We start from the raw sequence: 23,061 nt of genomic DNA, 5'->3' as shown, positions 1-23,061 counted from the left end.
TCATGGTACGCACGTTCCTCTTGCTCCGGATGTACGTCCGCAAGCGCTTGGGAGTCAGAGGGAGAAGGTCTCCGAGGAGCCCTCCGGCCGATGACCGCCCATCCGGGATTTGACCAGTTCGACCAGGCTGCGAATCCTGCCGCCCTCGGTTCCCCAGTACTGCGCGGACTCGCTCTTCACGTGGATCAGCCCCAGGTCAGGGTCCGCCAATCCGCCCTCGAACCATTCGGCTGCGCGGTCATTCCACAGCTCGGCGATCTTCGCCGAATCGTCGACGAATGAAAGAACGCCGGAAACCGACACCCAGGTACCCGCCTGCGCTACGGCGATGTTGACCGCGGGCGCCTGCCGCAGCGCCTCGGTTTGGTCTGCCGATAGTGAGATGAAAAACCATATGTCACATGCATCGGTCACTTCCTGGGCAACCATGGGATGCGACACCAGGGCGCCGTCGGGCCGCGTCGTCGTCAGCATGACCCACGGGGCCTTGCGCACTGCCGTCACTATGTCGTGTGCGGTGATCTCTGTCATTTAGTTCTCCTCTATTCTCTATTCGGACAAGTCTCTGTTCCGACTGTTTCTCGTATGCCGACCTCGTGTGCCGACCGATGGGGTTTCAGGGGGCGAGGCCGGCCACGGCGGGCTTGAATCCTGCTCTTTTGTTCTCGCAGCAACCCGGCCTGCACACGTCGAACCAGGGTCCGAGCGCGGTCACCGCCGGTCGTCGGTCCGGCTCCAGGGCGGACATCCTCTCCTCGATCAGGTCGACGATTCCCGCGACGAACCCCGGGGCCGCTCCCGGGGTGGCCGTGCGGACCGCCCGTACTCCGCAGGCCGCGGCGGCTTCCCTCGCCTCGGTGTCCAGGTCCCACATGACCTCCATATGGTCGCTGACGAATCCGATCGGACAGATCGCGATGGCCGAAACCGATTCTGCGGGCAGTTCGGCGATACGGTCGCAGATATCCGGCTCGAGCCAGGGCTGCGAGGCCGGGCCGGAGCGGGATTGGAAGACGAGCTCCCAGGCGATTTCGGACAGCCGCGGATCTTTGTCCACGACATTGGCCATCACGGCTGCTGCGACGGCTCGATGCTGGGCCCCATAGGCGCCCTCCGGCCCGAATTCGCGGTCCCGCGGACCCGAACACAGGGCATCCGCCGTTGGAATCGAGTGCGTTGTGAACAGGACGCGGATAGAGGTAGCGTCCAGACCGTCTGCCAGGAAATCGCGCAGAGTCCGGCACAGGTCCTGTGCGAAGGCTTCGACGAATGCCGGGTGGTCGAAGAACTGGCGGATCTTATCGATGCTGATCGTATCGTCCAGGCCCGTTTCCTCGAGCGCCATGGCGAAATCCTCCCGATACTGCCGGCAGCTCGAAAACGAGCTGTACGCGCTTGTCGCGAAGGCAAGGAGGCGTGTGTGGCCGGCTTCGGCGGCCTGCCTAAGCGCATCCGATAGATAGGGCTCCCAGTTGCGGTTGCCCCAGTACACCGGCAAATCGATTCCGCGTTGTGCCAGCTCGGCCTCCAAGGCTGCGCGCAGCCGACGATTCTGTTCGTTGATGGGGCTGATTCCTCCGAAGTGGCGGTAGTGGCGGGCCACGACCTCCAGCCGCTCGTCCGGGATGCCCCTGCCCCGTGTGACGTTGCGCAGGAACGGAATGACATCGTCCTGTCCTTCCGGCCCTCCGAATCCCGCAAGCAGCAGGCCGTCGTATCGCTGGGGCGTCGATGCGTACGCGGCACCGTCGGAGCTGGCCGGAGACGCGTTGGAGACTAGTGAAATCACCTGGTGGTCCTCTCGAAAAGTATTTAACTAAATGTTACTATAGCATTAAAGATAAGAAAAAATGTCAGTGATGGGGGGGTAGGGCGATGCGCAAAGTAGTCGTATCGGGTTCATCGGGTCTCATCGGCACCGAGCTGTGCCGGGCACTGGAGGGGCGCGGTGTCGACGTTCTCCGCCTGGTCAGACGCCCCGCGCGCGGCCCCGGGGAGTACCACTGGCATCCGGGGACCGCCGAACTCGATCCAGCCGTCCTGGCCGATGCCGAGGCCGTGGTCAACCTGTCCGGCGCGAGCATCGGCCGTGTCCCCTGGACTCGGAGTTATCGCCGTGAACTCGTCCAATCGCGGGTGCAGCCGGTCCGCGCCCTGGTCCGGGCGCTCGCCGCCCTGGGTGAGGGCGCCCCACACCTGGTCTCGGCCTCGGCCGTCGGCTACTACGGCGATCGCCCCGCCGAGTATCTCCCGGAGTCCGCCGGGCCGGGCCGGACCTTCCTCGCCGGGCTGTGCCAGCGCTGGGAAGCCGAGGCGAATGTGCTGCGGACAGGCGTCTCCCTCCTGCGAACCGCTCCCGTGCTGCATCCGCAGGCCCTGCTCAAGCCCCTCGTCCCGCTTGCGCGGTTCGGATTGCTGGGCCCGCTGGGCTCCGGGGAACAGCATTGGCCGTGGATTTCCCTGCCGGACGAGGTCGCGGCGATCCTGCACATTCTGGACAGGCGACTGCTCGGACCGGTCAACCTGGCAGGTCCCAGCAGCCCCACGGCGAATCAGCTCTGTCGCGCTCTGGCGCACCGGCTGCATAGGCCCTTCGCCCTGCCAGCGCCCGCTTGGGCACTGCGTGCCGTACTCGGTTCCGAGGCCGCCGACGGACTCCTACTGCCCGATGCCCACGTGCTCCCCGCAGTCCTCCTGGAGACGGGATTCAAGTTCACCCACCCCACCGCTCAAGCGGCTATGGACTCTGTGCTGAACCGCTGAGCGCGCCGCTTCCGTGCGTCAGTGGGGCAGTGAGCGGTACGCCTCGAGTGCTCTGGCCCGGGATTCCCGCAGGTCGACTAGCGGTGTGAGTGCCGCACTGTCCGGAGCCCACCGGTTGGTGTAGTGCCCCTCGGGGTCGAACCTGCGCTGTTGGAGTTCGGGATTGAAAATGCGGAAATAGGGTGCCGCATCGGCCCCACAACCGGCCACCCATTGCCAGTTGAACGGGTTGCTGGCACCGTCGGCGTCCACGAGGGTATCCCAGAACCATGCTTCGCCGATGTGCCAGTCGAACAGCAGATTCTTCGTCAGCAGGGACGCGGCGATCATCCGCACTCGGTTGTGCATGAAACCGGTCTGCCACAGTTCCCGCATGCCGGCGTCGACGATGCCGAACCCGGTCCGTCCGCGCTGCCATGCCCTGAGTTCGCCCGTATCCACTTCCGGGCCCATCCGCCACGGGAACCGATCGAACCTGTCGTCGAGGTTGGCGCCGGCCAGCGACCCCGCATGATATTCGGTGTGCTTGGCGAACTCGCGCCAGCCGAGCTCGGACAGGAACGCACCCGGATCGCCGGCGGCCTCGAGGGCCTTATGCCATACCGTGCGGGGACTCAGCTCGCCCCAGCGCAAGTGTGGCGAGAGTTCCGAGCCTGCGCTGCGGGCGGGAAAATCGCGGTCCGCGTAGTCCGTTAGCCGATTCGACAGGAAGCTGCGCAGGTGTTCCTGCGCTGCGGCCTCGCCCGGTGACCAGCGTTTCGCGAGCCCTGCGGCCCAGTCCGGGGCGTGCGGCAGCAGTCCCCAATCGTCCAGCTGTTCGCTGCCGGGCTGTGCGGGTGCGGCCGTGAGTGAGTGCGGGGCGGGCAGGGGGCGCACCGGTGCCCGGCCGGCGGTCGCGGCCTTCCAGAAGGCGGAGTAGACCCGGTAGGACGTGCCCTGCCGTGTTTTGACCGTCCACGGCTCGAACAGCAGGTCTCCGGGGAATGACCTGGCGTCGCGCCCGGCTTCGCACAGTTCCGCCTTGATCAGGGCATCTGTCTGCCGCGCGGGTCCATACCGGCGGTTCCACCGGATCCGCTTCGCCCCACATTCCCGGGCCACCTCCGGGACGACGACCGCAGCGGGCCCCCGGCGCAGGATGAGCGGGACACCCAGGTTACCGAGGTCATGGCTCAGCGCTCTCAGGGAATGGTTCAGCCACCACCTGGCGGCGCCGCCGAGTGGCCGGACGTGCTCGGACTCCTCGTCGAGCACATACAGGGCAACGGTATCCTCGCTCTCACTCGCCGCTGCGTGCAGAGCCGGATGGTCGGTTAAGCGCAGATCATCGCGAAACCATATGAGTGTGGTCATCTCATGACACTAGCAAGCCGGGGTGCCGGGTACCCGAGCCGAGGGCACGCGCCGGCGCACTCGGGGCTGGCACTGGGGCTTCAACCCCTCACATATGGCCGGTCTCGGCCAGGTTGACGTGCCAGGACAGGGCCTCGGCCAGGATGTGCGGTTCGTGCTGGGCGTGCGGGTTAGCGGCGATCGCGCGGTCCAGGTAGTCCAGCAGCCGGTCCTGGTAGTCGGGGTGGGCGCATTCGCGGATGATCCGCCTGGCGCGCTGCACCGGCGAGGTCCCGCGCAGATCGGCGATACCGCGTTCGGTCACGAGCACGTGGACATCGTGTTCGGTATGGTCGACGTGGCTGGCGAAGGGCACGATGGAGGACACCGCGCCGCGCTTGGCGGTCGACGACGATACGAAGAAGTTCAGGAATCCGTTGCGGGCGAAGTCGCCGGACCCGCCGATCCCGTTCATCATCTTCGACCCGGAGACATTGGTGGAGTTCACATGCCCGTAGATGTCGGACTCCAGCATGCCGTTGATCGCGATCACGCCCAGGCGCCGGATGGTCTCCGGGTGGTTGGAGATCTCCTGCGGGCGCAGCAGCACGCGGCCCTTGTAATTGGCGATATCGGCGTGGAAGCGTTCGGCGCGTTCGCGCGAGAGGCTGAAGCCGGTGGCGGACACGGAATCGATCTTGCCCGATTCCACCAGGTCCAGCAGTCCGTCCTGGATCACCTCGGTGAAGGAGGTCAGGTGTTCGAACTCGGAGTCGGCCAGGCCCGCCAGCACCGCATTGGCGACATTGCCGACGCCCGACTGGATGGGCAACAGGGACTTGGGCATCCGCCCGGCGCGGACCTCGTGGCGCAGGAAGTCGATGAGGTGCCCGGCGATCGCCTCCGAGTTCGCGTCCACGGGGCTGAACGCGTTGTCGCGGTCGGGGGCGTTCGTTTTGACGACCGCCACGACCTTGTCGGGGTCTACCCGCAGGTATGGATCCCCGATGCGCTGGTTCGGTTCGAGCAGCTGGATCGGATTGCGGTGCGGGGGCACGCGGGTGCCGTAGTAGACGTCGTGGAAGCCCTCCCAGTGTTCGGGCTGCCATTCGTTGACCTCGAGGATGACCCTGTCGGCCAGATCCAGCCAGGTCTTGTTGTTGCCGACGGAGGAACCGGGGACCAACAGCCCGTTGGGCAGGATGGCGGAGACCTCGACCACGGCCACGTCCAGCTTGCCGTAGTGGCCGAACCACACCTGCTGGGCCAGATGGCTCAGGTGCACGTCGTTGTATTCGACCCGGCCGTCGTTGATCGCCTTGCGCATGGTCGGATCGCCCATGAAGGGCGCGCGCAGGTGCACGCCGTCGACCTCGGCCAGCACGCCGTCGAGTTCCGGAGCGGTCGAGGCGCCGGTGAACAGGCCGATCGAAAAGTCCTGGCCGGTCTCGTGGGCGGCGCGGATCCGCTTGGCCAGGGCGCTGGGCACGGCCTTGGGATAGCCGGAGCCGGTGAAGCCGGACATGCCGACATTGTCACCCGGGTGGATGTACTGGGCGGCGGTTTCCGCGGTTGTGACCTTCTGAGCGAGCTGGGGACAGGTAATGCGGGGCATAACTTACGAGTCTACGCATCCTGCGGGGGCCATCCCCCTTAGGTGAACCTGTCCCCAGCCAGCCGGGGAGGGGTCTGCTTACCGCCTATTTACCGGTCCAGCGCGGGGCGCGCTTCTCGGCGAAGGCGGTTGCGCCCTCCTTGGCATCGGCGGAGTCGAAGACGTCGTCGATCAGTTCCTGCTGGCGGGCATAGCGTTCCGCGGCCGGCCATTCGGGGGCGGCCACCGCGACCTCCTTGGACCTGCGCACGGCCAGCGGGCCGTTGGCGTTGATGCGGGCGGCCAGCTCCAGGGCACCGTCCAGCGCGGTTCCGGCGGGCACCACGCGGCCCACGATCCCGTTGGCCTGCATGAACTGTGCATCGTAGAAGTCGCCGGTCAGGATCATCTCGAGGGCCACCGCGCGGTGCGTGCGCAGGGGCAGGGCGACCAGGCCGCCGGCGGCCGCGGCCAGGCCGCGCTTGACCTCCGGCAGACCGAACTTGGCGTTATCGGCCGCGACGATCAGATCGCAGGCCAGTGCCGTCTCGAAGCCGCCGGCCACGGCGTAGCCCTCGACGGCGGCGATGATCGGCTTGGCCGGCGGGGCCTGGGTCAGCCCCAGGAAGCCGCGCCCGGGGATGCTGGGGGTCTCCCCGCCGACGAATCCCTTGAGGTCCATGCCGGAGCAGAAGGTGCCGCCGGCGCCGGTGAGCACAGCGACCCGCAGATCGTCGTTCTCATTGAACTCGTCGAGTGCGGCCGCCATCGCCTTGGCCATTGCGGCATTGGCGGCGTTCTTGGCCTGCGGCCGGTTGAGCGTGATGATGAAGACGCCCGCGCGGTTCTCGGTGAGGACCGGCGCATCGGTCTGCTGGTCTGGCTGTGACATGGTGACTCCTTCGTCGTGTTCGTCGTTGTCGTGGATCGGTTGGGCCCGGGCGCCCCCCGGCCGCCCTCTGGCAGCCTTCCGGCCGCCGTGTGCCGCTGGGACTAGTCGGCGTCCTCGGCGTCGGGCAGTTCGAGGGAGAAGTAGTACTCGCCGCGCTCCTCGGCCTGGGTGAAGCCGACCAGGCGCAGGGCGTAGCCCACGTACGAGACTTCCAGGTCGTGCGCGTCAAGGGCGCCGCCGGACTGGTACCACAGCGGGATCGCATTGCACATGGCCAGAATGGACCGGGCGGCCAGCACGGAGTTCTCCGTGGCGAACACCCCGGCGGCATTGCCGCGGTCGACGATGTCGATCATCAGCTGGCGGGCATCGCGCTGGAGCTGGTGGACGGATTCGAAGTGGTCCGCGTCCAGGGAGTCCGCGTCGCGGATGACCACGCGGCTGACCTCGGTGTGGGTGACCCGGTAGTTGACCAGATAGCGCACGGCCGATGCCAGCTGCAGGCCCGCGTCATCGCCGCAGGCGTCCAGTACCGTGCCCATCGTGGAGATGTAGCTGCGGTAGGCGTGGGACACGACTTCGTGCAGCACGTCCTGCTTGGACTTGAAGTAGTAGTACAGCGCGGACAGGCTCAGATCGGCCTCTTGCGCGATGTCGCGGATGCTCGCCCCGTCGTAGCCCTTGCGAGCGAAGGTGTCGCGTGCTGCGAGCAGGATGGCCTCGCGTCCATTACCGGTCTTCACTGTGTCTCCTTATCGGGGCCCGGATCCGAGCCCAACCAGTCTAGGACAGCAGCACCGTCGGCACCCAATGCCGGAGGCTCTTTGAAGTAGAAGGTCGGTGTCGCCGAGAATCGCAGGGGACCGGCGATGGTGGGCACACCAGTGGGCGCGGCCTCGGGCAGCTGGACGGGGTCGAGGCCCAATCCGCGGACCGAGGCCAGGCCGCCTGCCACGTCCTGGACCGGCGAGCATGGGATGCCGACCTGGCGCAGCCGGGCGAACCAGCCGGCCGTAGTGTCCTCGGCCAGCGCCGCGACCAGCACGGGTTCGAGCTCACGGCGGTTGAGGTTGCGCTTCTCGGCGGTGTCGAAGCGCGGATCGTGTGCGGTGTCCGGAATGCCGAGCACATCGCACAGCCGCGAGAACTGGCCGTTGTTGGCGGCGACCACGATGAGTTCGCCGTCGGCGGTGGGCAGTGCGTGGTACGGGTAGATCGTCGCGTGCTCACGACCCTGCCTGGTGGGCAGGAAGTCGGTGGTGGCAACGGCCTGGTACTGATTGATCATGGAGAAGACCGCGGAGGACAGCAGGTTGATGTCGATCTTCTGCCCCTGGCCGGTCCGATCGCGGTGGCGCAGTGCCGCCAGGATGCCGTTGGCGGTCATCATGCCGGTGGTGATGTCGAAAATGGACACCCCGGAACGGGTGGGGTCGCCGTCGGCCTCCCCGCACATGCTCATGAAGCCGCTCATGCCCTGGACCAGCACGTCGTAGCCGGGCAGGCCCGCGCCTCCGTCGGGACCGGGCTCGGTGCCGAAGCCGGTGATGTGGGCGTAGACCAGGGAGTCTCCCACCAGGGTGCGCACTGATTCGTAGTCCAGGCCGAAGCGGTCGATCGAACCGGGCTTGAAGTTGTGGATGAAGACGTCCGCGCGGGCCGCGATCCGTTTGGCGGTGTGGAGGTCCGCCGGATCGGCCAGGTCCAGCACGATCGAGTTCTTATTGCGGTTGACTGCTTGGAAGTAGCTGGCCTCGTCGCGATATGCCGGGGGCCGCCAGGCCCGCGAATCGTCGCCGGCCGGGCCCTCGACCTTGATGACGGTGGCGCCCAGATCGGCCAGGATCATAGTGGCCAGGGGGCCGGCGAGGACGCGGGAGAAATCGGCGATCACCACGTCTTCGAGGATTCCCGGGCCGGCCGGGCGGCGCAGGCCCATGGTGTTTTCGTCCTGTGCGACCTTCTGTGCATCCTCGTCGAGCACCGGTCCTCCTCTTCCCATCTTCCCTTAACGTACGTTCGGTCTTTTCAGTCTTGCACATTTCCGCCGCGAATGGGTGCGCCGTTCAGGGGAGGGACAGGCGGTGCCCGCATATTCGGCGGCAGGGGCGTGCTGTGCCCCGGCTGGTTGACAGGTACGATGGCCCCTCGTAACTTTAATAGCGTCGAACAAACGTTCACTTTTCTTGGAAGGGGTCGAAGATGACCGCTGCGCACATTCCGGCCGGGATCGACGCCGATCGCCTGGGCCGCTGGATCGCCGATCGTTTCGGCGTCACCGAGGTGCAATACCGGGCACTGTCGGTGGGCCGGTCGAATCTGACATTCCAGCTGCTGGTCGACGGCGAACCCTGCTGGGTGCTGCGCCGGCCCCCGCTGGGCCACAAGGGCGGATCCGCCCACAATGTGATGCGCGAGGGCCGCATCATGCACGCCCTGGGCCCCACGGATGTGCCCACGGTCAACGTCCTCGACCTGGTCGACGACCCGGAGGTGCTGGAAGTCCCCTTCGTCTTCATGGACTACTGCGCGGGGCATTCGCTCAACGAGCCGGCGGACCTCGAGCGCATTCCGCGGGAGGACCGGCATGCCGCCGGGCTGCGGATGATGGACGTGCTGGCCCGGATCCACAAGGTCGACATCGACGAGGTGGGGCTGGGTGATCTGCGCCGCCCTGGCACTCTGACCGAACGGCAGTTGCGCCGCTGGCTGGGGCAGTTCAACGAGATGACGACCAGGGAGATCCCGGAGATCCAACGGGTCCACGACATGCTGGTCGAACAGGCCCCACCGGAGGCCGTTACGGGCCTGGTCCACGGCGACTACAAGCCGAACAACCTGATCTGGTCCGATGCCGGCGAGATCCGCGCGGTGGTGGACTGGGAGCTGTCGCTGACCGGCGAGGTCGAGGCCGATCTGGGCTATGTGATGGCGATGTTGAATAGCAAGGAGACGCTGCGCAGCGCCTGGGTGCCGCAGGTCTCCGATGGTTTCCCGACGCGCGAGGAGATGATCGCGCACTACGAATCCATCGCCGGGTTCCAAGCACACAACGTCGCCTACTTCGAGGCCTTCGCGCTGTGGAAGTTCGCCTGCATCCGCGAGGGCGTCTACACCCGCCTGCTGCGCGGGCAGATGGGCGATCTGGACGTCGACGTCGAGGGCGCCGGCAGGGGAGTGGACACGCTGGCCCAGGAGGCCGAGGCGATCCTGCTGGCGAATCGCTGAAGCGGGCCGAGCCTGGCCGGCCGGCCCGGGCTGGCGGAGTGCCAAGGGGCGCCCCAGGAGAGGGGGCGCCCGGGGCCCTCCCGCCTCGGCATCGTGTGAAGTGCCTCATACTCAGGGGTGCGGCGGGAATCAATCCTACGGGTTGCGGGTTGTACCCGATTGGTTGAATGATCAACCATATGATTATTCAACAGGGCTCTCGCCCTGTCAGCACCACCCGCGCACGATCACCCTTGGGAGAACACAACACATGCTCAATGTCGCCATCATCGCAGGCACCAGCCGTCCGGGAGCCCTCAACGGTCAGGTCGTCGACTGGGTCGCGGCCCGTACAAATGAGAACGAGGACCTCAACGCCACGGTCGTGGACTTCTCGACCTTCGATCTGCCCCTGCTCGACGAGGCCATCCCCGGCGGTGCCCACCAGTACCAGAACGAGCACACCAAGGCCTGGGGCGCAGAGCTGGACAAGTACGACGCCTACATCGTCGTCACCCCCGAATACAATCACTCGTTCTCCGGCTCGCTGAAGAACGCCCTGGACTTCGTGTCCACCGAGTTCAACAACAAGGTCGTGGCCTTCGTCAGCTACGGCGCCGACAAGGGAGTGCGCGCCACCGAGGCCCTGCGCCTGGTGTTCGCCAACTACCGCACAGCCGCGATCCGTGGTGCCGGCGCGTTCTCCATCTTCACCGATGTCAAGGACGGCAAGTTCGCCCCCGAGGAGGTCTCCTCGCAGACCATGGGGCCGCTGCTGGAGGACCTGCAGGCATGGGGCGGGGCCTTCAAGGCGATGCGCCAGGCCTGAGCCGCATGCTCTGAGCCCCCGGCTTGGAGCCCGGTGCTTTGCTCTCAATGGCCGGGATGCGTCCGGCGAACAGTGATTTCCGCTGTTCGCCGGATGCATCCCGGCCATTCGACGTTGTGGGCACGAATTGTGGGCACGGGATTGTGCGAAATATTGTACGAAACGGTGAAACCCGAAATCGGATTCGCCGTTGTGTATAGGGAAAGTGAATCGGTCCGCCAATAGAGTGAGCTGGCAACGGGATGCACCCCCATAGCGCCCGTCATGAGCCCCCGCCGTGAAAGGACCACTCTTGTCCGTGCCGTCGACTCCGGTCCATCCATACATCCCCAACTCAGCAGCGGGCGTCAAACGGGAGATGCTCGACGCCATCGGCGTCGACTCGGTCGAGGACCTGCTCTCCGTCATCCCGGAGAAGCTGCGGCGGGACCGTGATCTGGACCTGCCGCCGGCGCTGGTCGCCGAAAGCGATCTGGACCGGCACATGACCCGGGTGCTGGGCGCCAACCGGCCGGCCGCCGATGCGATCTCCTTCCTGGGATCGGGGACCTACCACCACTACGTTCCCGCCGTCTGCTCCGAGGTGAATTCCCGAGCCGAGTTCCTCACCGCCTATGCGGGGGAGGCGTACGAGGACCACGGCAAGTGGCAGGCGATCTTCGAGTACACCTCGCTCATGGCGGACCTGCTGGAGATGGACGTCGTCAACGTCCCCACGTACGACGGCTACCAGGCGCTTGCGACGGCCCTGCGGATGGCCGTGCGCATCACGGGCCGCTCCCGCGTCCTCGTCCCCGCAACCCTTGAAGCGGCCAAGCGGGAGCGGATCGACGCGTTCCTCGCCGGCGTCGCCCAGCCGGTGACCGTACCGTGCGACCCGGAAAGCGGCACGCTCGACACCGGCTTCATCACCGCACAGCTCGACGACACCGTGGCCGCAGTGCTCGTCGAAACGCCCAATTACCGTGGCTGCATCGAAACGGACGCGCCGGACATCGCGCGCAGCGCGCACGCCGCGGGCGCACTGCTCGTCTGCGCGACGGACCCGATCAGCCTGGGCTATCTGCCCGCGCCGGCGAGCTGGGGTGCCGACATCGTGTGCGGTGACATCCAATCGCTGGGCCTGGGGATGCACTTCGGCGGGGCGAACGGCGGCTTCATCGCCACCCACGACGATGAGCGCTTCGTCTACGAATTCCCGTCGCGGCTCTTCGGCCTGGCGTCCACGCGCGTGGACGGCGAGCTCGGCTTCGTCGACGTCGCCTATGAGCGGACCAGCCTGGCCATGCGCGATCAGGGAGTGGAATGGGTCGGCACGGCGGCCGCGCTGTGGGGCATCACCGCCGCGGTCTATCTGGCGCAGCTGGGCCCTGCGGGCATGGCGGAACTGGGCCGGACGATCGCGGCCAACACCCGGTTCGCGATCACCCGGATCGAGCAGGTCCCCGGCGTCCGCGTCGTGGACGCCGGGCATCCGCACTGGCGCGAATTCCTCATCGAATACGCCGGCCACGATGCGGTCGAGGTCAACGCCGCGCTGCTGGCCGCGGGCATCCACGGCGGCGCCCCCGCCCCCGAGGTCTTCGGCCCCGCAGCGGCAGAGAATCAGGCGGTGTTCTGCGTGACCGAGCAGACGACGGCCGACGACCTCGCGGCGCTGACCGACATCCTCCGCTGAAGCCCCGCGGCGCAGACGAAAGGCACACCATGACCGTTGCGAACCGCAGCACCACCGCTTCCCCCGACCGGGCTGCGGCGGCAGTGCCCGCGCAGACCCCGTTCAACCCCGTCAAGACGCAGCCGCGGCAGTACCACGCCCCGCGCTGGGACGAACCGCTGATCCACCAGCTCTCGACGCCCGGAGCGCGCGGCATGCTTGTGCCGGCGCCGCTGCAGGAACTGCCGGAGGACGCCCCGGAGGCCCGGATCGGCAGGGATACGCGGGTGGAGCTGCCCGAAATCGGGCAGGCACAGGTCCTCCGTCACTTTCTGCGGCTGTCGCAGGAGACCCTGGGCGCCAACCTCAACGTCGACATCGGGCAGGGCACCTGCACGATGAAGTACAGCCCCAAGATCAACGAGCGCTTCGCAGCTGCGCCGCAAAGCGCGGGCGCCCACCCCCGGCAGGCAGTGGAGACGGTGCAGGGGACCCTGCGGATCCTCAAGGAACTGCAGGACTACCTGGCCGAGGTCTCCGGAATGGACGCCATCAGCCTGCAGGCCGGGTCGGGGTCGGCCGCGATCTTCGGCAATGTGTCGATCGTGCGCGCCTACCACCGCGAGCGTGGTGAGGCCGACGTCCGCGACGAGGTGATCACGACCATCTACAGCCATCCCTCGAACGCCGCGACCGCCCGCACCATGGGCTACAAGGTCATCACGCTGTACCCGGACGGCAATGGCTTCCCCGACCTCGAGGCGCTGCGCGCAGCGGTTTCGGAGCGGACGGCCGCGCTGTTCATCACGAATCCCGAGGACACGGGCATCTTCAATCCGCGCATCACCGACTACGTCGACGCGGTTCACGAGGTGGGCGGACTGTGCGTGTACGACCAGGCCAATGCGAACGGCCTGCTGGGCATCGCGCGGGCCAGGGAGGCCGGCTTCGACCTGTGCCACTTCAACCTCCACAAGACCTTCTCCACGCCGCACGCCTGCGGTGGGCCCGCGGCCGGCGCGATCGGCGCGCGCAGTGCCCTGGCGCCCTATCTGCCAGGCCGCCGCGTGGTTGCGGAGGGGACGGGGTACCGGTTCGCGCAGCGGGACCCGCGCGCGATCGCCGACATCCGGCCGGGCCACGGGGTGATCCCGAACCTGATCCGCGCCTATGCCTGGATCCGGGCCCTGGGTGGTACCGGCCTGCGCGAGGTCTCGGATATCGCCGTGCTCAACAACAACTATCTGCTCGCGCGGATACTCGAGATCCCCGGCCTGGAGGTGCCGTATGCCAAGGGCAAGCACCGTCTGGAGCAGGTCCGCTACAGTTGGCAGCCGCTGGCCGACGACACCGGCGTGAGCTCGGGCGAGCTGGGCGCCGCCATGGCCGACCACGGGTTCCACTACTGGACCAGCCATCACCCCTACATCGTGCCCGAACCGCTGACTCTGGAGCCCACGGAGTCGTACGCCAAGGCGGAGATCGACGAATACGTCGACGCGCTGCGCGATATCGCGGCCCTGGCCCGGGTGGATCCGGACGAGGTGAGAACGGCGCCCCACCGTTCCAGCATCCACACGGTCGACCAGAACGCGACCACGGATCCCGACACCTGGGTGACATCGTGGCGGGCGTACCAGCGCAAGTACGAGGGCAGGTCGTTTCCTGTGTCGGAGCGGTGGACTCCCGCCGCCGACCTGCCGGTGCCCGAACGCGCGCCCAAAGCACACCACCGGTGAGCCGGCCGTTGCGGCTGGCCCTGGTCATCAACCCGGTCGCCGGCATCGGCGGTGCGGCCGGGCTGGCCGGCAGTGACGGCGCGGCCATCCAGTATCTGGCCGCCGCCCGCGGATTCCGCTCGCAGGCGGCCGAGCGCGCGCGCCGTTTCCTCGCGGGCCTGGCCGCGGCCCGGGTCGTCGTCACCGGCGCCGGGGAGCTCGGCGGCGCCGCGCTGGCCACCTCGCCCGTCAGCTCGGCGGACGCCGAGGTCGTTGCCCGGCAGGACCCGGACGGACACACCACGTCCGCCGATACCCGCGCGGTGGTCGAACGCGCACTGGAGCGGGCCGTGGACCTCATCGTCTTCGTCGGCGGAGACGGCACGGCCCGCGATGTGCTCGACGCGGTCGAGGCCGCGGGTGGCACCGCCGCGGGACTGACCACATGTGCAGCCGCAGGTGCGGCGGGGCGAACCGCCGTGCTGGGCATCCCCTCGGGGGTCAAGATGCACTCCGCCGTATTCGCCCGGTCCCCGGCCACGGCCGCCGCCCTCGTCGAGGGCTGGGATCCGGCCGGAGACGGCACCAGGCCCGGCGACGTCGCCGACATCGACGAGGCGGCGCGCCGGGCCGGGACCGTTTCGGCGCGCCTGTACGGAGTGCTGCCGGTGCCCGACCGGCCGTTGCAACTGCAGGGCGGAAAGATCGGCACAGCCGGGCCCACCGCAGGCTCCCACTGGGGGCTGGCCCGCGAACTGCAGCTCGAACTCGATCCGGCGAAGGCCTGGATCTTCGGACCGGGCTCCACCGTGCGCGGTGCCGCAGCCGAACTCGATGCGGACTACGGCCTGGGCGATCTCAGCCTGCTGGGCGTGGACGTATCGGTGCCCGGCGCGGGCCGGCGGAGGCTGTGGCGCGATTGCGATGCGAGAACGCTCGAGCGGCTCGTGGCCGAGCAGGCGGTCCAGCTCGTGCTCTCCCCGATCGGCGGTCAGGGCTTCCTGCTGGGCAGGGGGAACCAACAGCTGCGGCCCGAACTGCTCGAACGCCTGGCCCCGGCGGACTTCATCGTGATCGCCACGCCCGCCAAGCTGGGCGAACTGCGCGGTGGACCGCTCTACATCGACAGCGGATCGGATCGGGTCGATCGCAGGTTTGCCGGTTATCTGCGGGTCCACACTGGCCCGCACGAAACGGCGATGGTCCGCATCATGGCGGCGTGAGGTCTCGGCCCGCCAGCGGAACGGCCCTCCCCGAGCGCCAGTAGACTGGGTGCCGTCGGCGTGCAGCGGGAGAAGCGGGTGATGGCATGTTGCGACTGTCGCGCCTGGCAGGCGAACCCACGCTCGGTCTGGAGATCCTCGTGGCCGTGGGCGATCCGGAGATCGTCTGGGCGCATGTCAGCGAACTGAGCGACCCGGCCCCGTGGCTGACCGGGGGAGAGTTCCTGCTGACCACCGGCCTCGGCCTGTTCCGCGAGCGCGCAGCGACGCTCGAGTTCTGCCGCCGGCTGGTGACGGCACAGGTCTCGGCGCTGGGGCTGAGCACGGGCCCCTCGCTGCCGCATTCGTAATTCCCCGAAGTCCTGATCGAGGCCGCCCGGGCCACGGGGCTTTCGCTGGCCGCCGTCCCGGAGCTGACCCCGCTGCAGTCGATCGTGCGGATGGTCTCCCATTCGCTCAATGAGGAGGAGACCCTGCCGCTGCGCCGCGCACTCGCCGCGCAGCGTCGCCTGGGCCATGCGGCAACCCGCCACAACGGGGTCGCCGAGGTGCTCGGGGTGCTCTACGATGTCAGCGGCTTCTCGGCGGTCGTTGCCGACCCTGCGCTGCATATCATCGCGCAGCACGGGCCGGGGGCCGATGCCCTGCTCGCGCGGTTCGTGGACGACATCGTGGTCCACCTGCCCCAGGGGATGCGCTGGTCGTTGAGCGAGGGGGCGGGAGAGGACGAATTCGCCCAGGTCTCTCCGCTGGGGACCCAGGGAAACCTGCGCGGGATCATGATCGCCGCCAGGACGGGGGAGGCCGGCTTCGACGACCAGGCGCTGCTCAGCATGGTCGTCTCCCAACTGAGCGTGCTCCTGGAACTGCGGTATTCGGCAGGACAGCAGAACCGCCGGCGCCGGGAGGCCGTCGTGGGCGCGCTGGTGTCGAAACCGCATTCCGAGGTCGACGCGGTCTTCCAGCTGGCCAGGGCGGGGATCGAATGCGCCGGCGCGCGTGTCGTGAGGTTCTCGCACCGCCTCGATGAGACCGACTGCCTTATCCTCGACTCATCGTTGGAGCGGGCCTGCTCGGAGCTTGTCTATCATGCCGATTCCACGGGGACCACGGCCCTGGTCTGCGATCCGGGCGAAGGGCTGGTGCGCGCGCTCGAATCCGGCCTGCGCAGACTGCCGCCGCGGACCGGGCGATCTGAGCGGGCCGAGTGGTCCGTGGAGGGTGGCGTCCGGTCAGCCGAGAGCGGCGTCCGGGCCGGGCTCGGGACCTCGACCGGGCTCGGGTCGATCAGCCGGTGCGCACAGCAGGCCAGACGCGCGCTGGGGATCGCGGAGTCGCGCGGTCTGCCGGTCGCGGAGCTGTCCGCGGTCGACGGATTCCGGACCCTGCTGGCGATGGGGACTACGGACGACCGGGCCGCGTTCTGCGCTGAAATCCTCGAGGACATCGACTCCCATGCGCAGAGCAGCAGCCTGCTGGCGGCGCTGCGCGGGTACTTGAGGGCCAACGGCAATATGGAACAGGCGGCGCACAGTCTGGGCATCCACCGGCACACCCTGCGGACCAGGCTGGCACCGGTGGAACAGGTCAGCGGCAGATCCCTCGACGTGGCGGACCAGCGGTTCGAACTGTGGTTGGCCATCGAACTGCGGGACCTGCAGGACTGAGGATCGTCACCTGCGGGGTGTGCAACCGAGTGGGCACGCGGCCCCGCCGTTGTAGGTTGGTCGAGTACGCGGAATCCGATCGGCAAGGAGGCCGAGCATGTCCGTTCCATCGACTTCATCCACCGTCGAACCCCCGCTCGGCGCCCCCTACGACAATGCGTCCGTGGCCGCCCGCCTGGCGGCGCTGCCACACGTGGCCGAGGCCTCGGCCACGACCCTGTCGATCGGCACCGGGGACTTCTCCGCCTTCCGGGCCACCCCGGCCCGGCCCGATGAGAGCCTGGGCACGGCCGTCCTGGTGCACGGCTGGCCGGAATACGCATCCTGCTGGGAGGGCACAGCCAGCGCGCTGTTGGCCGCCGGAATGTCCATCCTCGCCTACGATCAGCGCGGCTACTCGCCCGGGGCCAGGCCGGAACAGGTGGAGGACTACTGCGTCGCCAACCTGGTGGCAGATCTGGCCCAGCTGACTGCGGCCGCCGGCCTGGACCGCTTCCACTTGGTCGGCCACGACTGGGGCGGCATCGTCGCCTGGCCCTTCGCCGCGACCCACCCCGAACGCCTCTACACCTGCACCGTCGTGTCGACCTCGCACCCGATCGCCCACGGGCTGCAGATCAAGAACGACCCGGACCAGTATGAGCGGATGGCCTACCTGCGATCGATCCGGCACCATCCCGACGGCGTCGCGCGGACCCTGCTGCGCGATGGGGGAAAGCGCCTGATCGACATGTACGGGGGAGCGGTCGCCCCGGCGCTCGCGGCCTCGTACGTGGAAAGGTTCGCCGCACCGGGCGCCTTCGATTCCACCCTGAAGTACTACCGGGCACTGGGCACGGGCGAACAGCTGCCCAGCACCCCCATCACGGTGCCCACCGCCTACGTCTGGGGCAGCGAGGACGTGGCCTTCGCCCCGGCCACAGCACGACTGAGCGGGGACTACGTCGAGGGTCCCTACACCTTTGTGCCGCTGGAGGGCGCATCGCACTGGCTGCCCGAATCGCATCCCGCCGAGATCGCCGCGGTCGTGCTGGACCTGGCCAGGCGCCACGCCGAGGACCCCGCCGGCTAAGGTCCATTCAGTCGGTCAGCAGGGCCAGGGCCGCCACGGCCCCCGGGGGCGCTGCGAGGTCGTCGATCCGCGCGCCGCGGCATCGGTCGTCCCGCACATCGACCCCGCCCGCCTGTTCCAGGGCCAGGGCGCCGGTCTTGACCAGAGCCTCCTTGCGGACCCAGAGCCGGGCGGCGGCCGGTCCGGTGTACGAGTCTGTGGCCGCGGGCGATGCCGCCTGCAGGGCCTCCTGCTCGGCCGGGTGCAGGGCCCCGGCGGGGACCTCGATCCCGGCCAGGGCCTCGACATCGATGCCGACCGGCACCCGGGCCACCGCCGCCGCGACGAAGCCGCGGGAATGCGACATGCTCGCCTGCAGGTCGGGGCGTCCCTTGATGCGCGGCACCCCATGCGGTCCGCCGCAGACGGCGCAGCTCTGCACGATCTCCACCGCTCCCGGTTCCGGTGCGGCGGGCGACTCCGGATCGGCGCCAAGCCACTGCGCGGCGATGAGGCGCACCAGCACGTGGGCGGCCAGGAAATCCCTGCGGTCAGCCGGCAGCCGGAGGCGCTCCATCCGGTCGCGTTCGGCCTCGCTCAGGGCGTCCAGGGCCTCGGGCGCGCTCAGCTCGGCCAGGACCTCGGCTGCGGTGGCGACCCGGAGCAGTGCCCCGTTCACCGTTATCGACCGACTGGAAACGGCAGCCCTCCGGTGAGCTCGGCGGGCCGCTCGGCCATGTGTCGCAGCCACTGCGCTACCTGGGCGATCGCGGGTTCGCGGACCATCAGGCCGTGGTGCACCGGCAGGGTCGTGACCTCGATCGCGCCCGTTGCATGGGCTGCCCAACCGGCCGGGTCGAAGCCCTGGGCCAGCGAATCCGCCGAGGCGAAGAAGCGTAGGTCGCCCTGCCACGTCCGGTGCGCGGAGGCGTGGATCATCCGGGCCGAGGCCCGCACATTGTGCATACAGGCGGAGATCACCTGGGGCTGCAGGCCGGCGAAGGTCGAACCGTCGGCGGCCAGGTGGGCCAGGACGGAATCGTGGTCCAGCGCTTCCCCCTCCGCAGGCTCCAGGCCCGCCATGCGCAGCAGGCCGATCAGGGTCTCCCGCTCATCGGGCAGCGGCTGCTTGGCCCACTGCTCGGCCGGATAGGCGTCGAGCAGGGTCACACTGCGCACAGTCCGGCCGGCCGCGTCCAGGGTCACCGCGAGCTCTTGGGCCAGCATTCCGCCGATCGACCAGCCCAGCAGATCGACGCCCGTGGTTCCGGTGACCGGCTCGAGCAGTTTGGCGATGCGCTGGGCCCAGGAGTGCAGATCGGGGTGTTCGACCGGGCTGCCGGTGTTCATGCCCTCGACCTGGATGACGTAGATGGGCCTGTCGGCCGGCAGGTGGCGCAATAGTCCGGCCCAGCACCAGCCCAGGCCGCCGGCCGGGGGCAGCGCCACCAGCGGCACCTGGTCCGCATCCCCTGCGCGCAGCCGGAACACGGCGCCGAGTGGATCGCCGAAGTCGGTGCCCGCCCCTGGGCCACTCTGCCTAGAGCCGGCGGCGTCCGGTGTCAGCCTGGCGGCGAGCGTCCGCGCGGTGGGGGCTGCGAAGACATCGGCGAGGTTCGCGCGGTGCCCGGCGATCGCCTCGACCGCGGTGAGCAGTCGCAGCGCGGTCAGGGACGAGCCGCCCAGGGCGAAGAAGTCCTCGTCCGGCCTAGGTGTCACGGTCTGCAGGATCTCGCCCATGACCCGCGCGATCTCCTGTTCGAGCAGATTGCCCGCGGCCCGTGCCCCCGGGCCGGCGGTGCCCTGGCCCGAGGCTCCCACGACCTCGGCCGGCAGCGCGCTCAGCGCCCTGCGGTCGGTCTTGCCGCTGACGGTCAGGGGCCAGTGTTCGACCAGGCCGTAGGCGCTCGGGCGCATGGCCGCGGGCAGTTCGGCCAGGGCCGCGGCCTGTAGGGCAGCGCGGACGGTGGCCGGGTCGGGGGAGGGGGTGCCGGGGACGGCGGTTGAGTGGGCGGGGGAAGTGCCCACCGAGGTCGTGCCCGTGCCGTTAGCCGAGCCGGCGGCCGCCTCGGCCAGGGAGTAATAGCAGATCAGGCGGGTCTCCCCGGAGCCTGTGACCGCCAGGATCTCCAGGTTGTCCACCCCGGGCACGCGCGCCAGCACGGCGCGGATCTCGCCGGGTTCGACCCGCTGTCCGCGCACCTTGACCTGATCGTCCAAGCGCCCGCGGTAGAGCAGCACACCGTCCTCGCGCCACAGCGCCCGGTCGCCCGTGCGGTACATGCGGGCGTGCGCCGGGGGAGTGGGGCCCATGCTGCCTGGCTCTGCCGACGGCCCCGTGTCCCCGGGCGCCGAGGCGGCCCCGCGCAGTTCGGCCGGTTCGGCGAGGAAGGCCTTGGCCGTCGCCTCGGGCCGGCCGATGTAGCCATCGGCCACCTGCACGCCGGCCAGCACCAGTTCGCCGGTCATGCCGGCGGGGCAGGGGTGCCCGGCGGGGTCGAGCACATGGCAGCGGACGTTCGGCACGGGCCGGCCGATCGGCACATCTGCGAGGTCGACCGCCGGATCGCAGTCCCAGTAGGTGACATCGACTGCGGCCTCGGTGGGGCCGTAGAGGTTGATCGGCGCGATCCCCAGTCCCCGGGCCGAGGCCCGGACCAGGGTGCCGGGCAGCGCCTCGCCCGAGCAGAAGATCCGCCGCAGGGCGGGTGTGTCGCCGAGTTCGGCCAGTGCGACGGAATCGCTGAGGAAGGCGTGGAGCATCGAGGGCACGAAGTGCACGGTATCGACGCGGTGGCGGCGGAAGGTGGTGGCCAGGGCGCGCGGGTCACGGTGGGCGCCGGGCGCGGTGATGACGATCGCTGCCCCCACCCGCAGGGGCCAGAACAGTTCCCACAGGGACACGTCGAAGCTGATCGGCGTCTTGTGTGCGACGCGGTCCCCTGGATGCAGGGGGTAGAGCTCCTGCATCCACTCCAGGCGGTTGTCGATTGCGGCCTGGCCGACGACGACGCCCTTGGATCGGCCCGTCGAGCCCGAGGTGAACAGGACATAGGCCGGGTCCTCGGCTCCGGCCCACCATGCTGCGGGGGTTCCGGGAGTTTCGGGGGCTCCGGCGGAGAGCCGTGTTTCACGTGAAACGGGGTCCAGCACCGTCACGCCGGCCGGCAGCAGGTCCCGGGTCTCGGCGGAGGCGAAGGCCAGGGTGACACGGGCATCGGCGACCATATCGGCCAGCCGCGCGGCCGGCTGGTCGGGGTCCAGGGGGACATAGGCCGCACCGGCCAACTGGGTGGCGTAGAGGGCCGCGAAGAGTTCGGGGCCGCGCGGCAGGGCAACGCCCACCGTCCAGGGACCGAGGTCGTCCCGCGCGTCGCTGTGTTCGTGCGAGGTGCTCTGCTCGTGCAGCTCTCGCAGTGTGCGGGCCAGAGCGCCCGCCCGGTCGAGCAGCTCGGCGTAGGTCCAGTTGTGGGTGCGGCCTGTGGCATCGTCCCAGATAAGAGCCGGGGCCTCGGGGGTGCGCCCGGCCTGTTCGACGAAGGCCTGCGGCAGGGTGCGGCGCGGATACTCGCGGTGTGCCCCGGTCCATTCGGCCATCCGGGCGCGGTCCGCGGCATCCAGCAGTTCGAGGTCCACGATTCGGGTCGTGGGACTGCCAGTGGCGGCGTCGGCCGCTTTCCCGGCGGCGGCCGAGGCGATTTCGGCGCCACTGCCCGCAGCCTCGGCGAAGGTGCGCAGCCAGGCCGCCAGGCGGCCGGCATGGGCCGCGGCCGAGCCCGCCGGGTACAGATCGGGGTTGACGTCGATCTCCAGGCGCACGGTGCCGCGTCCCGGGGCCCCGCGCAGGCACCAGGTCATATCCTCGACCGGGCCGGCCGTCAGATTCCGGATGGTGCCGGCGGCAGCGCCGAAGTGTAGGGCCGATTCGAAGGGCAGCAGATTGACCTGCGGACCGAACAACTGGCCTGCGCCACTGCGGGCCAGGCTGCGCGTCAGGTCCGCCTGCCGGGCCTCGGTGTGACCGGCCACCGCCGCGTGCTCGGCCGCCAGCGCCTCCACCGCGCCGCCCACGGTCAGGGTCTCGGCGGTCCCCGACAGGCTCAGCGGTAGGACGTTCATCGCGGTGCACACGGCCCCGGCGCGCGCCAGGCGCCCGTGCCCGGGACGGAACCGGTTGAGGTGGGGGATGCCGATGCGCACGGCGGGGACCTCGGCCTCGGAGGAGGGTGCCAGGAAGCGCCACAGATAGGTGGAGAAGGCGGCCTCGGCGATGGTGGTCCACGGGGTGCCCAGGGCGCGCCCGGCGCGCAGCAGTGCCTGTTGGGTGTCCGCCGATACGTCGATTGTGTGGCGTTGCGCGTGCCGTGCCGGCGTCGCGATCCGGCCGGCGATCGAACTGGATTCTGTCATCCGGTCCAGCCGCGGATTCCAGAATTCCGCATCGGCCGAGGCCTCCGCGGCTTCCAGCGCACGGGCCTCGGCGACCAGTTCGGCCAGAGCGGGGGTCGGGCGTTTGGCCCGGCTGGGAGTGGCCGGGTGCGCCTGTGAATCGGGACCGGTCGAATCGGTTCCGGCGCCCTGCGCGATCTCCGTGTAGAGGGCCGCGACCCGGCGGGCGAAGACCATGAAACCGAAGCCGTCGATGGCCACATGGTGCGTCGCGTGGAACCACAGCGAGCGTCCGTCCTCGCGCAGCAGCGCGGTGCGGACCACGGGTCCGGTCCCCAGGTCGAAGGGGGTGTCCAGGGCGGTTTCGAGCCAGGCCCGGGGGTCCTCGTCCTCGACGATCTCCAGGGCGGGCCCGGCCGGGTGGAGCACCTGGACGGGGCCCTGCTCGCCGCCCGCCTCCTCGGCCTCGCACGCGGCGTCGGCTTCCGCGCTTGCTTCCACTCCTGCTTCCGCGGCCGAGGTGTGCACGCTCACACGCAGCTGTTCGAACTCCGCGTAGGCGCGCTCCAGGGCTGCGGCGAGTACCTCGGCGTCCAGTGGGCCGTCGAATTCCACGAGCTCGGCGGTCGTGTACGCGGGGGTTCCCGGGTCGAGTTCCTGGGCGAAGAAGAGCCCGCGCTGGGCGGGGGAGAGCGGGATTGCGTTCATGTCCTCGGGTTCGGTCGGGCTGGTGTAGGAG

The 23,061-nt window shown here is 69.1% G+C and carries 18 protein-coding genes; 9 read left to right on the top strand and 9 right to left on the bottom strand.

The annotated features are described in order from the left end of the window. Positions 1–54 precede the first annotated feature (54 nt). Both NQ038_RS11970 and NQ038_RS11965 read right to left on the bottom strand, forming a co-directional pair. The gene (locus NQ038_RS11970; protein ID WP_257049645.1) at positions 55–531 is read right to left on the bottom strand and encodes a pyridoxamine 5'-phosphate oxidase family protein; all 477 of its coding nucleotides are present in this window, start codon (positions 529–531) and stop codon (positions 55–57) included. Between the two features lie 85 nt (positions 532–616). Beyond that, positions 617–1,789 carry a ferrochelatase gene (locus tag NQ038_RS11965; protein WP_257049647.1) on the bottom strand — a complete coding sequence of 391 codons (1,173 nt, stop codon included), beginning with the start codon at positions 1,787–1,789 and terminating at the stop codon, positions 617–619. Between the two features lie 86 nt (positions 1,790–1,875). Between NQ038_RS11965 and NQ038_RS11960 the strand changes: the two genes are divergently transcribed. After that, a complete protein-coding gene (locus tag NQ038_RS11960; RefSeq protein ID WP_257049649.1) occupies positions 1,876–2,763 on the top strand; it encodes a TIGR01777 family oxidoreductase in 888 nt (295 codons plus the stop codon). A gap of 18 nt (positions 2,764–2,781) precedes the next feature. On the opposite strand, the gene NQ038_RS11955 is transcribed toward NQ038_RS11960, so the two are convergent. The 5 genes from NQ038_RS11955 to NQ038_RS11935 all read right to left on the bottom strand — a co-directional run bounded on the left by NQ038_RS11955 (position 2,782) and on the right by NQ038_RS11935 (position 8,565). Then, positions 2,782–4,116, bottom strand: coding sequence for a deoxyribodipyrimidine photo-lyase (locus NQ038_RS11955; RefSeq protein WP_257049651.1), 1,335 nt, complete (start codon positions 4,114–4,116; stop codon positions 2,782–2,784). Positions 4,117–4,204: 88 nt separating this feature from the next. Next, positions 4,205–5,710: an acetyl-CoA hydrolase/transferase family protein gene (locus NQ038_RS11950; RefSeq protein WP_257049653.1), complete on the bottom strand. Its 1,506-nt coding sequence runs from the start codon at positions 5,708–5,710 to the stop codon at positions 4,205–4,207. Positions 5,711–5,795: 85 nt separating this feature from the next. After that, the gene (locus NQ038_RS11945; RefSeq protein WP_257049654.1) at positions 5,796–6,581 is read right to left on the bottom strand and encodes a crotonase/enoyl-CoA hydratase family protein; all 786 of its coding nucleotides are present in this window, start codon (positions 6,579–6,581) and stop codon (positions 5,796–5,798) included. A gap of 101 nt (positions 6,582–6,682) precedes the next feature. Further along, positions 6,683–7,324 carry a TetR family transcriptional regulator gene (locus tag NQ038_RS11940; protein ID WP_257049655.1) on the bottom strand — a complete coding sequence of 214 codons (642 nt, stop codon included), beginning with the start codon at positions 7,322–7,324 and terminating at the stop codon, positions 6,683–6,685. Continuing rightward, positions 7,321–8,565 (bottom strand): CoA transferase, encoded by a 1,245-nt coding sequence (locus NQ038_RS11935; protein WP_257049656.1) that lies wholly within the window; start codon positions 8,563–8,565, stop codon positions 7,321–7,323. The genes NQ038_RS11940 and NQ038_RS11935 overlap by 4 nt, the downstream gene beginning before the upstream one ends. A 218-nt stretch (positions 8,566–8,783) precedes the next feature. Here NQ038_RS11935 and NQ038_RS11930 point away from each other — a divergent pair, with 218 nt between their 5' ends. The 8 genes from NQ038_RS11930 to NQ038_RS11895 all read left to right on the top strand — a co-directional run bounded on the left by NQ038_RS11930 (position 8,784) and on the right by NQ038_RS11895 (position 17,954). Further along, positions 8,784–9,809, top strand: coding sequence for a phosphotransferase family protein (locus tag NQ038_RS11930; RefSeq protein WP_257049657.1), 1,026 nt, complete (start codon positions 8,784–8,786; stop codon positions 9,807–9,809). A 250-nt stretch (positions 9,810–10,059) separates the two neighbouring features. After that, entirely contained in the window at positions 10,060–10,617 is a 558-nt protein-coding gene (locus tag NQ038_RS11925) for an NADPH-dependent FMN reductase (protein ID WP_257049658.1), read from the top strand. 298 nt (positions 10,618–10,915) lie between these two features. Beyond that, the gene (gene gcvPA, locus NQ038_RS11920; RefSeq protein ID WP_257049660.1) at positions 10,916–12,295 is read left to right on the top strand and encodes an aminomethyl-transferring glycine dehydrogenase subunit GcvPA; all 1,380 of its coding nucleotides are present in this window, start codon (positions 10,916–10,918) and stop codon (positions 12,293–12,295) included. 29 nt (positions 12,296–12,324) lie between these two features. Further along, positions 12,325–14,013 carry an aminomethyl-transferring glycine dehydrogenase subunit GcvPB gene (gene gcvPB / locus NQ038_RS11915; protein WP_257049661.1) on the top strand — a complete coding sequence of 563 codons (1,689 nt, stop codon included), beginning with the start codon at positions 12,325–12,327 and terminating at the stop codon, positions 14,011–14,013. Then, the gene (locus NQ038_RS11910) at positions 14,010–15,215 is read left to right on the top strand and encodes an NAD(+)/NADH kinase (RefSeq protein WP_257049662.1); all 1,206 of its coding nucleotides are present in this window, start codon (positions 14,010–14,012) and stop codon (positions 15,213–15,215) included. Before gcvPB ends, NQ038_RS11910 begins: the two co-directional genes overlap by 4 nt. An 86-nt stretch (positions 15,216–15,301) precedes the next feature. Further along, positions 15,302–15,565 carry a PucR family transcriptional regulator ligand-binding domain-containing protein gene (locus tag NQ038_RS11905; RefSeq protein ID WP_257049663.1) on the top strand — a complete coding sequence of 88 codons (264 nt, stop codon included), beginning with the start codon at positions 15,302–15,304 and terminating at the stop codon, positions 15,563–15,565. 90 nt (positions 15,566–15,655) lie between these two features. Further along, the gene (locus NQ038_RS11900) at positions 15,656–16,882 is read left to right on the top strand and encodes a CdaR family transcriptional regulator (protein WP_257049665.1); all 1,227 of its coding nucleotides are present in this window, start codon (positions 15,656–15,658) and stop codon (positions 16,880–16,882) included. 97 nt (positions 16,883–16,979) lie between these two features. Continuing rightward, complete coding sequence (locus NQ038_RS11895; protein ID WP_257062656.1) at positions 16,980–17,954, top strand: alpha/beta fold hydrolase; 975 nt, start codon at positions 16,980–16,982, stop codon at positions 17,952–17,954. A 7-nt stretch (positions 17,955–17,961) separates the two neighbouring features. On the opposite strand, the gene NQ038_RS11890 is transcribed toward NQ038_RS11895, so the two are convergent. Continuing rightward, positions 17,962–18,612, bottom strand: a complete 651-nt coding sequence (locus NQ038_RS11890) for a 4'-phosphopantetheinyl transferase superfamily protein (RefSeq protein WP_257049667.1) — start codon at positions 18,610–18,612, stop codon at positions 17,962–17,964. Between the two features lie 2 nt (positions 18,613–18,614). Then, entirely contained in the window at positions 18,615–23,030 is a 4,416-nt protein-coding gene (locus tag NQ038_RS11885) for an amino acid adenylation domain-containing protein (protein WP_257062655.1), read from the bottom strand. Positions 23,031–23,061 lie beyond the last annotated feature (31 nt).

This window comes from Brevibacterium sp. 50QC2O2, assembly GCF_024580675.1.
Lineage (GTDB): Bacteria > Actinomycetota > Actinomycetes > Actinomycetales > Brevibacteriaceae > Brevibacterium > Brevibacterium moorei.
This window is presented reverse-complemented; position numbering and strand designations above follow the sequence as displayed.

Coding starts and splice junctions, on each gene's coding strand:
- NQ038_RS11945 (WP_257049654.1), bottom strand. CDS start 6,581: ATGTCACAGCCAGACCAGCAGACCGATGCGCCGGTCCTCACCGAGAAC.
- NQ038_RS11970 (WP_257049645.1), bottom strand. CDS start 531: ATGACAGAGATCACCGCACACGACATAGTGACGGCAGTGCGCAAGGCC.
- NQ038_RS11930 (WP_257049657.1), top strand. CDS start 8,784: ATGACCGCTGCGCACATTCCGGCCGGGATCGACGCCGATCGCCTGGGC.
- NQ038_RS11955 (WP_257049651.1), bottom strand. CDS start 4,116: ATGACCACACTCATATGGTTTCGCGATGATCTGCGCTTAACCGACCAT.
- NQ038_RS11885 (WP_257062655.1), bottom strand. CDS start 23,030: ATGAACGCAATCCCGCTCTCCCCCGCCCAGCGCGGGCTCTTCTTCGCC.
- NQ038_RS11895 (WP_257062656.1), top strand. CDS start 16,980: ATGTCCGTTCCATCGACTTCATCCACCGTCGAACCCCCGCTCGGCGCC.
- NQ038_RS11905 (WP_257049663.1), top strand. CDS start 15,302: ATGTTGCGACTGTCGCGCCTGGCAGGCGAACCCACGCTCGGTCTGGAG.
- NQ038_RS11925 (WP_257049658.1), top strand. CDS start 10,060: ATGCTCAATGTCGCCATCATCGCAGGCACCAGCCGTCCGGGAGCCCTC.
- gcvPB (WP_257049661.1), top strand. CDS start 12,325: ATGACCGTTGCGAACCGCAGCACCACCGCTTCCCCCGACCGGGCTGCG.
- NQ038_RS11960 (WP_257049649.1), top strand. CDS start 1,876: ATGCGCAAAGTAGTCGTATCGGGTTCATCGGGTCTCATCGGCACCGAG.
- NQ038_RS11900 (WP_257049665.1), top strand. CDS start 15,656: ATGGTCTCCCATTCGCTCAATGAGGAGGAGACCCTGCCGCTGCGCCGC.
- NQ038_RS11950 (WP_257049653.1), bottom strand. CDS start 5,710: ATGCCCCGCATTACCTGTCCCCAGCTCGCTCAGAAGGTCACAACCGCG.